Origin of the sequence: uncultured Ralstonia sp. (assembly GCA_913056305.1) — a bacterium.
GTDB lineage: Bacteria > Pseudomonadota > Gammaproteobacteria > Burkholderiales > Burkholderiaceae > Ralstonia.
In genome coordinates this window covers 1-9962 of the sequence record CAJXMR010000176.1, presented here as the reverse complement: position 1 = coordinate 9962, position 9962 = coordinate 1, and the positions used below count along the sequence as shown (strand labels likewise).

The 9962-nt window shown below is 67.2% G+C and carries 10 protein-coding genes; 7 read left to right on the top strand and 3 right to left on the bottom strand.

The window, feature by feature from the left end:
* The first annotated feature begins 15 nt into the window (after nucleotides 1-15).
* From QZ609_RS20505 to QZ609_RS20490, 4 genes are all read left to right on the top strand, one after another.
* On the top strand, nucleotides 16-1131 hold the full coding sequence (locus QZ609_RS20505) for a homoserine O-acetyltransferase (protein ID WP_295498856.1): 1116 nt from the start codon (nucleotides 16-18) through the stop codon (nucleotides 1129-1131).
* Complete coding sequence (gene metW / locus QZ609_RS20500) at nucleotides 1128-1781, top strand: methionine biosynthesis protein MetW (protein WP_295498854.1); 654 nt, start codon at nucleotides 1128-1130, stop codon at nucleotides 1779-1781. The genes QZ609_RS20505 and metW overlap by 4 nt, the downstream gene beginning before the upstream one ends.
* A 238-nt stretch (nucleotides 1782-2019) precedes the next feature.
* The gene (locus tag QZ609_RS20495; RefSeq protein ID WP_295498851.1) at nucleotides 2020-2556 is read left to right on the top strand and encodes a phasin family protein; all 537 of its coding nucleotides are present in this window, start codon (nucleotides 2020-2022) and stop codon (nucleotides 2554-2556) included.
* 164 nt (nucleotides 2557-2720) lie between these two features.
* Entirely contained in the window at nucleotides 2721-3479 is a 759-nt protein-coding gene (locus tag QZ609_RS20490; protein ID WP_295498848.1) for a tetratricopeptide repeat protein, read from the top strand.
* 72 nt (nucleotides 3480-3551) lie between these two features.
* Here the strand turns inward: QZ609_RS20490 and QZ609_RS20485 are convergent, their stop codons facing one another.
* Nucleotides 3552-3746: a YbdD/YjiX family protein gene (locus QZ609_RS20485; protein WP_295498845.1), complete on the bottom strand. Its 195-nt coding sequence runs from the start codon at nucleotides 3744-3746 to the stop codon at nucleotides 3552-3554.
* A 61-nt stretch (nucleotides 3747-3807) separates the two neighbouring features.
* Nucleotides 3808-5865 (bottom strand): carbon starvation CstA family protein, encoded by a 2058-nt coding sequence (locus QZ609_RS20480; protein WP_295498842.1) that lies wholly within the window; start codon nucleotides 5863-5865, stop codon nucleotides 3808-3810.
* 265 nt (nucleotides 5866-6130) lie between these two features.
* Between QZ609_RS20480 and QZ609_RS20475 the strand changes: the two genes are divergently transcribed.
* Complete coding sequence (locus QZ609_RS20475; protein ID WP_295498839.1) at nucleotides 6131-7582, top strand: cache domain-containing protein; 1452 nt, start codon at nucleotides 6131-6133, stop codon at nucleotides 7580-7582.
* Nucleotides 7579-8211, top strand: coding sequence for a response regulator transcription factor (locus tag QZ609_RS20470; protein ID WP_295498836.1), 633 nt, complete (start codon nucleotides 7579-7581; stop codon nucleotides 8209-8211). Before QZ609_RS20475 ends, QZ609_RS20470 begins: the two co-directional genes overlap by 4 nt.
* 8 nt (nucleotides 8212-8219) lie before the next feature.
* On the opposite strand, the gene denD is transcribed toward QZ609_RS20470, so the two are convergent.
* A complete protein-coding gene (gene denD / locus QZ609_RS20465; RefSeq protein WP_295498834.1) occupies nucleotides 8220-9203 on the bottom strand; it encodes a D-erythronate dehydrogenase in 984 nt (327 codons plus the stop codon).
* 151 nt (nucleotides 9204-9354) lie between these two features.
* On the opposite strand from denD, the gene QZ609_RS20460 reads away from it, so the two are divergent.
* Nucleotides 9355-9962: GntR family transcriptional regulator (locus tag QZ609_RS20460; RefSeq protein WP_295498831.1), on the top strand; the 608-nt coding region annotated here is incomplete at its 3' end.

Below are 9962 nucleotides of genomic sequence, written 5' to 3'. Positions count from 1 at the left end.
AAGCCGGCCAACGCCATCGGCCTGGTCGTGCCCGAGCGCATGCACTTTGCCGAGCCGCTGCCGCTGCGCAACGGCTCCCAGCTCGCCGGCTACGACCTGATGGTCGAGACCTACGGCACGCTCAACGCCGACCGCTCCAACGCCGTGCTGATCTGCCACGCGCTCAACGCCTCGCACCATGTGGCAGGCGTGCATGCCGAAGGCGAGGTCGGCTGGTGGGACAACATGGTCGGCCCCGGCAAGCCGGTGGACACCAACCGCTTCTTCGTTATCGGCGTGAACAACCTTGGCTCGTGCTTCGGCTCGACCGGGCCGATGAGCGCGCATCCGCAGACCGGCCAGCCGTATGGCGCGCGCTTCCCCGTGGTGACGGTGGAGGACTGGGTCAACGCTCAGGCGCGCGTGGCCGATCGCTTCGGCATCCAGCAGTTCGCGGCGGTGATGGGCGGCAGCCTGGGCGGCATGCAGGCACTGGCGTGGAGCCTGATGTATCCGGAGCGCGTGCGGCACTGCGTGGTGGTGGCCTCCACGCCCAAGCTGTCGGCGCAGAACATCGCCTTCAACGAGGTGGCGCGCAGCGCGATCCTGTCCGACCCGGATTTCCACGGCGGCGACTACTACGCGCACGGCGTGAAGCCTAAGCGCGGTCTGCGCGTGGCGCGCATGATCGGCCACATCACCTACCTGTCGGACGAGGACATGGCCGAGAAATTCGGCCGCGAACTGAAGGCGGACGACATCCGCTTCTCGTTCGACGTCGAGTTCCAGGTCGAGAGCTACCTGCGCTACCAGGGCGACAAGTTCGCCGAGTACTTCGACGCCAACACCTACCTGCTGATCACGCGCGCGCTGGATTACTTCGATCCGGCGCTCGCCTTTGACGGTGACCTGACCAAGGCCGTCGCCCACACGCAGGCCAGCTACCTCGTGGTCAGCTTCACCACCGACTGGCGCTTCGCCCCGGCGCGCAGCCGCGAGCTGGTCAAGGCGCTGCTCGACAACAAGCGCCCCATCACCTACGGCGAGATCGAAGCGCCGCACGGCCACGACGCCTTCCTCCTGGAAGACCCGCGCTACCACGCCCTGGTGCGCGCCTACTACGAACGCATCGCCCAGGAGATCAGCGCATGACCACGCAGACGCTCAACACCATCGCCGCCGCATCGACGACCGCGGCCTCGGCGGCGCCCAACATCCTGGCCGACCGTGCGGACTTCCGCGCCATCGCGCGCTGGATCGAGCCGCGCTCCACGGTGCTCGACCTCGGCTGTGGCGACGGCAGCCTGCTGCGCGTGCTGCAGGACGAGCTGGAGGTGCTGGCCTACGGCATCGAGATCGCCGACGCCGGCGTGCTGGCCGCCGCGCAAAAGGGCATCCACGTGATCCAGCAGAACCTGGAGGGCGGCCTCGCGCTGTTCGAAGACAAGAGCTTCGACACGGTGATCCTCTCGCAGACGCTGCAGACCATCCACAACACGGCGCAGGTGCTGCGCGAGATGCTGCGCGTGGGCCGCGAGTGCATCGTGTCATTCCCGAACTTCGGCTATTGGCCGCACCGGCTGTCGATCTTCCGGGGGCGCATGCCGGTGTCGAAGTCGCTGCCCTACGAGTGGTACAACACGCCCAATGTGCGCGTGCTGACCATTCGCGATTTCGAGGCGCTGGCACCCAAGGTGGGGCTGGTGATTCTCGACCGCGTGGTGCTGCATGCAGGGCAGACCGTGCACTGGGGCGCCAACTGGCGCGGCAGCGTGGCGGTATACCGGGTGCGTGCCGGCTGACGCACGGCCGATGACCACGGGTTCACCCACAGGGGCGCTAAGACGCCCCCTTTTGTTTCTGAATACAAAATAGTTTTTGTTAAGTTTTATTGATTGCAATACCGCAGCTTGACCTAGCGTGACCGCCCCTCCAAACTAATTAGAGCATTTACTCTAATGCCAGGATTTTTGTGGCCCACCGACAAAATCGAATGGCGATTATGTCCGGCGCGCAAAACCATCGAGAAGGAGAGCATTCATGCTGAAAACCGAACACGTGACCGCATCGAACAGGACCGGCCTGGAGACATTGGCCGAACTCACCCGCGCTGCGCTCGACAATGTGGAAAAACTGAGCACCCTGCAATTCCAGGCGCTGCGTGCCACGCTGGACGACAGCAGCTCGCATGGCGTACGCGTCCTGGGCGCCCAGAACCTGCAGGAACTGGCCGCCGTGCAAAACGGGGCGGCGCGCCCTTCGGCCGAGAAGATGCTGGCCTATAACCGCCACCTGGTCGAAATCGCTGCCGCCACGCACGCGGAATTCCGCAAGGTCGCGCAAGCCCGCGTCAACGAGCAATGCCGCATCGCCCTGGCCTGGCTGGATGACTACGCCAAGCACGCGCTGCCCGGTTCCGAGACGGCCATCACGCTGATGCGCACGACCATTACCGCCACCCAGAATGCCTGCGATGCGTTGCAGGACGCATCCCAGCACGCCATTCACCTGATCGATAATGCGCTGCAGACCAATGGCGCCAGCAACGACAAACTCCAGAAGAAAACCGGTACGTAATCCTCGGATTCACCAGGTTTGAAATCGCCGCGATACGGCAACGTGTCGCGGCCTTGTTTTGAGTGGCCGCCATCAAGCGGCCAGGCGTGCGGCGGCGATCATTGCGCAGACGCAAACAGAAGCGGCGCGCTACACTGGGCCCATCTCGCGACGGGGAGTGGGCGATGGGCACGCAGGTGAAGCAGCGTAGACATTCGCGCTTGGGGCGCGGCGCCCTTTACGCGGTCGCGCTGGCCGCCGCTGGGTGGACCTGGGCGGTCTTGGCCGCCACCCCGCCCGCCGACACGCAAGGCGATGCCGCCGCGCTCACGCAGATCGCCATCGCGCACTACGAGCACAACGACTTCGGCCACGCCTTCGACGAGTTTGCCGAGGCCGCGCAACGCGGCAACCGCCTCGCGCAGTTCAACTACGCGATGATGCTGATGCGCGGCGAGGGCACCGTCGCGCGGCCGGAAGAAGCCGTCAAATGGCTGCGCCGCGCCGCCGACAACCAGATGACCCATGCCCAGTTCGCCTACGGCGAGCTGTACGAGCGCGGCGAACTGGTGCCGCGCTCGCTGGAAGAAGCCAACCGCTGGTACGAACGCGCCGCCAACGGCGGGCACGTTGAAGCACAACGGGCGCTGGCCACCAACTACTTCACCGGCCGCGGTGTGCCGCGCGACTACGGGCGCGCCTTCAACTGGTACAGGAAGGCCGCGGAAGGCGGCGACGCGCCGTCGCAGTACATCGTCGGCAGCTACTACGAGCGCGGCGAGCCCGGCGTGGTGCCGCGGGACATCGAGCAGGCCAAGACCTGGTACGGCCGCGCCGCCGCCCAGGGCGACCCGGGCGCGCTGGCCAAGCTGCGTGAGCTGGTGGAGAAAACGTATCGCGCCAAGCACGGTGACCCGCCCACGGCGGCACGGCCCGCCATGTAGCGCCCAAGAAAAACCGCCGGGCATGTCACCATGCACCGGCGGTTTTCCTTTCCAGCTCCCGACTTCTCGTCGTCAACAACAGCGGCCTACCCTTCCTTTATAGCGCGCATCCTGGCGTTCGCGAAAGAATTCTTCGTACGTCATGGCCGGCTGGCCGGGGTGGGTGTCCTGCATGTGGCGTACGTAGGTGTCGTAATCCGGCACGCCGACCATCAAACGCATCGCCTGGCCCAGGTAGCGGCCGAGGGTTTCGATTTCTTCGCGCATGCTGGTTCTCCTTGCATGACGGAGGCGCGCACGTGGCGCGCCTCTTCTCCGATGCCGGGCCTCAGTTGGCGCCCAGCGCTTCGTACGGCGTTTCGTTGACGGTCGGGCGCGATTGCGCGCGCGCCTTGAACACCGTGCGCAGGCCGTACCAGGCGATGCTGACCACCACCAGCACGAACAGGCCGCACAGCGCCGCGTCGATGCGATCGTTCAGCACGATCTGCTGCATCTGCGCGACCGACTTGGCCGGCGCCAGCAACTTGCCGGCGGCGATGGCATCGGCGTACTTGTTGGCGTGGGCCAGGAAGCCGATCTTCGGGTCCGGATCGAACAGCTTCTGCCAGCCGGCGGTCAGCGTGCAGATCAGCAGCCACACGGTCGGCAGCAGCGTCACCCACACGTAGCGGTCGCGCTTCATCTTGACCAGCACGCAGGTGCCGAGCGTCAGCGCAATCGCGGCCAGCATCTGGTTGGAGATGCCGAACAGCGGCCACAGCGTATTGATGCCACCCAGCGGATCGACCACGCCCTGGTACAGGAAGTAGCCCCACAGCGCGACGGTCACGGCCGTGGCGATCAGGTTGGCGACCAGCGAGTCGGTGCGCTTGAGCGCCGGCACGAAGGTGCCCAGCAGATCCTGCAGCATGAAACGGCCGGCACGCGTGCCTGCGTCCACGGCGGTCAGGATGAACAGCGCCTCGAACAGGATCGCGAAGTGGTACCAGAACGCCATCATGGCCTGGCCGCCCACCACCTGGTGCAGGATGTGCGCCATGCCGACGGCCAGCGTCGGGGCGCCACCCGCGCGCGCGAGGATGGTGTTCTCACCCACGTCCTTGGCGGTCTGGATCAGCACGTCCGGCGTGATGACGAAGCCCCAGGTGGAGAGCGTCTGCGCCACGGCATCCGGCGTGGCACCGACCAGTGCCGCCGGGCTGTTCATCGCAAAGTAGATGCCCGGGTTGATGACCGAGGCAGCCACCAGCGCCATGATGGCGACGAACGATTCCATCAGCATCGCGCCGTAGCCAATGAAGCGTGCCTGCGTCTCGTTCTCCAGCAGCTTGGGCGTGGTGCCCGACGAGATCAGCGAGTGGAAACCTGACACCGCGCCGCACGCGATCGTGATGAACAGGAACGGGAACAGGTTGCCCGACCACACCGGGCCGCCGCCGGCGGCGAACTGCGTGAGCGAAGGCATCTGCATCTGCGGCGCGACGATCAGGATGCCGATCGCCAGCGCCATGATCGTGCCGATCTTCAGGAAGGTCGACAGGTAATCACGCGGGGCCAGCAGCAGCCACACCGGCAGCACCGAGGCGACGAAGCCGTAGCCGATCAGCATCCACGTCAGAGCCTTGCCGTCGAACGTGAACAGCGGCGAGAGCGCGGCGCTCTCATGCACGGCCTGGCCGCCGATGATGGCCAGCATCAGCAGCACGAAGCCGATGATGGAGACCTCGCCGATGCGACCCGGGCGGATGTAGCGCACGTACACGCCCATGAACAGCGCGATGGGAATCGTCGCGGCCACCGTGAAGGTGCCCCACGGCGAGCCGACCAGCGCCTTCACCACGATCAGCGCCAGCACGGCCAGGATGATGATCATGATGAGGAACGCACCGAACAGCGCGATCACGCCGGGCACCGTGCCCATCTCGGATTTCACCAGGTCGCCCAGCGAGCGGCCGTCGCGGCGGGTGGAGATGAACAGCACGATGAAGTCCTGCACCGCACCGGCGAACACCACGCCAGCGAGGATCCACAGCATGCCCGGCAGGTAGCCCATCTGCGCGGCCAGCACGGGGCCCACCAGCGGGCCGGCACCGGCAATGGCCGCGAAGTGGTGGCCGAACAGCACGTATTTGTTGGTGGGGACGTAGTCGAGCCCGTCGTTGTGACGCCAGGCCGGCGTCTTGCGCGTGCCGTCCAGGCCGAGCACCTTGTCGGCAATGAAGCGGCTGTAGTAGCGATACGCGATCAGGTAGATACACACGGCGGCCACCACCACCCATAGCGCGCTGACTGCCTCGCCGCGCGCAAGCGCAACGGTGGCAAAGGCAAACGCGCCAAGAATGGCGACGACCAGCCAGATCAGGTGTTGCCTGACGAAGCTCATGTCGGTCTCCTCGAACCTTGGTCGAAGTTGCTGGATGCGGGATGTGGGTTCATCCCTGCGGAAGTGCCGGCCTGCGTGGTCGCAGGCGTTTGCCTGCCGCTGTCATGCCGGCGGCAAGGGCGTGTAGTATTTGCCAGCCCTGCCCCGCACCACAAGCGGAGGACTACGCAGCACCTGTCCGTAATACTACGCAGGCGATGTCATTTCCAATCGAGATTGCGCCGCAGCCTTACGTTGTTGCAACGCGAGAGGCACGCGCCCTGTCATGAAGCTCCGCCAGAAGATCCTGCTGCTCGCCGTCGCGCCGCTGACCCTCGCCATGCTGGCGATCATGCTGACCGTGCGGCACCAGTCGATCGCGTTGGCGCAGCACGAACGGCAACTGGTCGAGTCGGCTTACCTGCAGGCCAAGGAGACCGAGCTGCGCGCCTACGTGAAGCTGGCGCAGAGCGCGATCGCCCCACTGCTCGCCTCCGGCCGCAACGATCAGGCCACCCGCGACGAAGCCATGCGCACCCTCGCGCGCCTCGACTTCGGCCCCGACGGTTACTTCTTCCTGTACGACCTGCACGGGCGCAACCTGATGCACCCGCGCCAGCCGGAACTGGTCGGCCGCGACCTGTGGGACCTGACCGACGCGCGCGGCCAGCCCACCATCCAGAAGCTGGTGGCCGCCGCACAGAACGGCGGCGGCTTCGTGCGCTACATGTGGGACAAGCCCTCCTCGCACCAGAGCGTGCCCAAGCTCGGCTATGTCGAGCCGATTCCGCAATGGGGCTGGATGGTCGGCACCGGCCTGTACCTGGACGACATCGAGCAGACCCTGCGCGAGATCGACCAGCGCGCACAGGCCAACATCGACCAGACGCTGGCCTGGGTGGTGGGCATCGCGGCGATCAGCATCCTGTTGGTGGCCGGCAGCGGCCTGGCGCTCAACGTGAGCGACCATCGCGAGGCCGACGCCAAGCTGCGCCAGCTCGCGCAACAGGTGGTGCGCTCGCAGGAAGACGAGCGGGCGCGCGTGTCGCGCGAGCTGCATGACGGCATCAGCCAGGTGCTGGTGTCGACCAAGCTGCTGCTGGAAACGGCGCACGGCCACCTGGAGGCGCCTGCCGGCCGCGACGGCACGCCTGCGCCACAGCCAGCCATCGATCGAGCGGCCAGCATGCTGCGCCGTGCGCTGGACCGCCTCAACGGTGCGCTCGGCGAGGTGCGGCGCGTCTCGCACAACCTGCGCCCGGCGCTACTCGATGACCTGGGGCTGGCCGCCGCGCTGGAGCTGCTCGTGCGTGAAACGCGCGAGGCGCATGAGGACCGGCAATCCGGCTTCGCCATCGCGCTCGAACTCGCCGGGCCGCCCGTGCAGTTGCCGGACGCCTGCAACACCGCGCTCTTCCGTATCGCGCAAGAGGCGGTCTCCAATATCGAGCGCCATGCCAGCGGCGCCACGCGCATCGGCGTGCTGCTCGAGAACGACATCGACGCCGTACGCCTGTCCATCCGCGACAACGGGCCCGGCTTCGATGTGGAATCCGTGCAGGTGGACCCGCAGCGCGGCATCGGCCTGCGCAACATGCGCGAGCGCATGGCCGCGCTGGGCGGCACCTGCACCATCGCCTCCGGCCCGCACGGCACCGAGGTGTGCGCGGCGCTACCGCACGTCGTCATCGCTCAACTGGCTTCGGCCGCCCGCTCCGCATCTTCTGCCACCGTATGAATACGCCCGTCAAACTCCTCCTGGTCGACGATCACCCGCTGGTGCGCGATGGCGTGCGCGTGCGGCTGGAGGCCGTGCCGCATTTCCGCGTGGTGGGCGAGGCCGGGGATGCGGAGGCTGCGCTCGAAGCGGCGCGCACGCTGTCACCCGATCTGGCGCTGATGGACATCGGCATGCGCGGCATGAACGGCATTGCGCTGACGGAGAAATTCGCCGAGCAGTTTCCAGAAGTCGCCGTGCTGGTGCTGTCGATGCACGACAACCTCGAGGTCGTGCGGCAGGTGATGCGCGCCGGCGCACGCGGCTACGTGCTCAAGGACGCGCCCGCCAGCGAGCTGGTCGAGGCCATCGACGCGGTGCTGGCCGGGCGCGCGTTCTACAGCGCGCAGTTGGCGATGCGCATGGCCGAGCAGGCCATCACCCCCACGCCGGTGGAGGCGCTCACGCCGCGCGAGCGCGACATCCTCGACGGCATCGCCAAGGGCTATGCCAACAAGCGCATCGCCGATGAGTTGGGGCTCTCCGTGCGCACGGTGGAATCGCACCGCCTGAACCTCAAGCGAAAGCTCGGCATCGAGGGGCAGGCGGAACTGGTGAAGTACGCGGTGGAGCTGGGCAAGGGGCGCTAGTTCGGGCGTTAGTTCGCCTTCGTGCTGTCGACGTAGTCGCGCACCATCGTCTCGAACGAGGTGTCGCGGCCGAAGCCCATCGCATCGGCGCGGGCGGTATCGAAGCGCGCCGGCCAGCCCTGCACGATGGCCTTGATGCGCGCGTCGGGCTCCCAGCGGATGCGCGCGACCTGCGCATCGCCGGCCACCTTGCGCATCGCCTCGACCATCTCGCCCACGCGCACGGTAATGCCCGGCAGGTTCAGCGAGCGGCGATGGCCCCACGCCGATGCCGGCAGCGTGTACGCGTGCAGCAACGAGGCCACCACCTGCCGCGGTGACGCGAGCCACAGCTCGGTTTCAGCTTCCACCGGGCAGATTGCCGCCTCACCGGCCAGCGGCTCGCGGATGATGCCGGACGCGAAGCTCGACGCCGCGCCGTTCGGCTTACCCGGGCGCACCGACACGGTCGGGATGCGCACCGCGCGGCCGTCGATGTAACCCTTGCGCGCGAACTCCCCGACCATCAACTCGCCCATCAGCTTCTGCACGCCGTACGAGGCTTGCGGCGTGGGGGCGGTTTCGTCCGTCACCACGGCGGGCAGTTGGCCGCCGAACACCGCCACCGAGCTGGCGAACAGCACGCGCGCCGCGCGGCCGGTCTTGGCCTGCTGCGCGCGCAGCGCTTCGAGCAGCGCACGCGTGCCATCCAGGTTCACGCGCATGCCTAGGTCGAAGTCCGCCTCGGCGGTGCCGCTCACCACGGCGGCCAGGTGGAACACGCCGCCGACGTGGTCGTCGATCACCTGGGCGATCAGTGCATGGTCCGCCGCGTCACCGGTCACATAGCGCACGCGCGGGTCCTGGATCTGGCCGGCCACCTGGTCCAGCACGACAAAGGTCTCGACCGGCTGCACGGTGCCATCCGCGCCGGGCAGGCCGGGTTGCTGGAGCAGTTCTGCCAGCACGCGCTGGCCCAGGAAACCGGCGCCGCCGGTGATGAGGATGTTCATGGTGCCTCCTTGTCGTCGGATCGGGCCGGGCGGGGCCGCCTGACGAGATTTGATCGTTGTCTAGGGTAAACGTGGATGAAGCCATCCGGCTCAACTTGTATGATGACACGACGAATTTACGCTTGCCAAGCAAACCCCATCCTCCGTCACCATGTTTGAACGACTCGACGCCGCGCCCTCCCTGTCCGACCGCGTGGCCCAAGCCCTGATGGACAAGATCGACTCGGGCGAGCTGCGCCGCAGCGAGCGCATGCCCTCCGAGACCGTGCTCGGCCAGGAATTCGGCGTGAGCCGCACGGTGATCCGCGAGGCCATCTCGCGGCTGCGCCATGAGGGCGTGGTCGAGGCGCGCCAGGGCAGCGGCGTGTACGTCACGCAGCAGGCCGGGCTCAAGCCGCTGCGCATCGACGCCGCGCAGGCCGGGTCGATCGACGCCGTGCTGCACATCATCGAGCTGCGCCGCGCGCTGGAGGCCGAGGGCGCCGCACTGGCCGCCCAGCGCCGCACCGACGCGCAGATGATCGAGATCGACGCGGCGCTCGACGGCATCGATGCCGCCGTGGCGGCCGGCGGCGACGGCGTGGCAGAAGACCTGCGCTTCCACCACGCCATCGCGGCCGCCAGCGGCAACCCGTTCCTGGTGCAGGCGCTTGGCTTCTTCAGCCAATACCTGGAAGAGGCGATCGGCGTGACGCGCAGCAACGAAGCGCGCCGCGAAGACTTCGCCCGCCAGGTGCGCGACGAGCACCGCGCGATGGT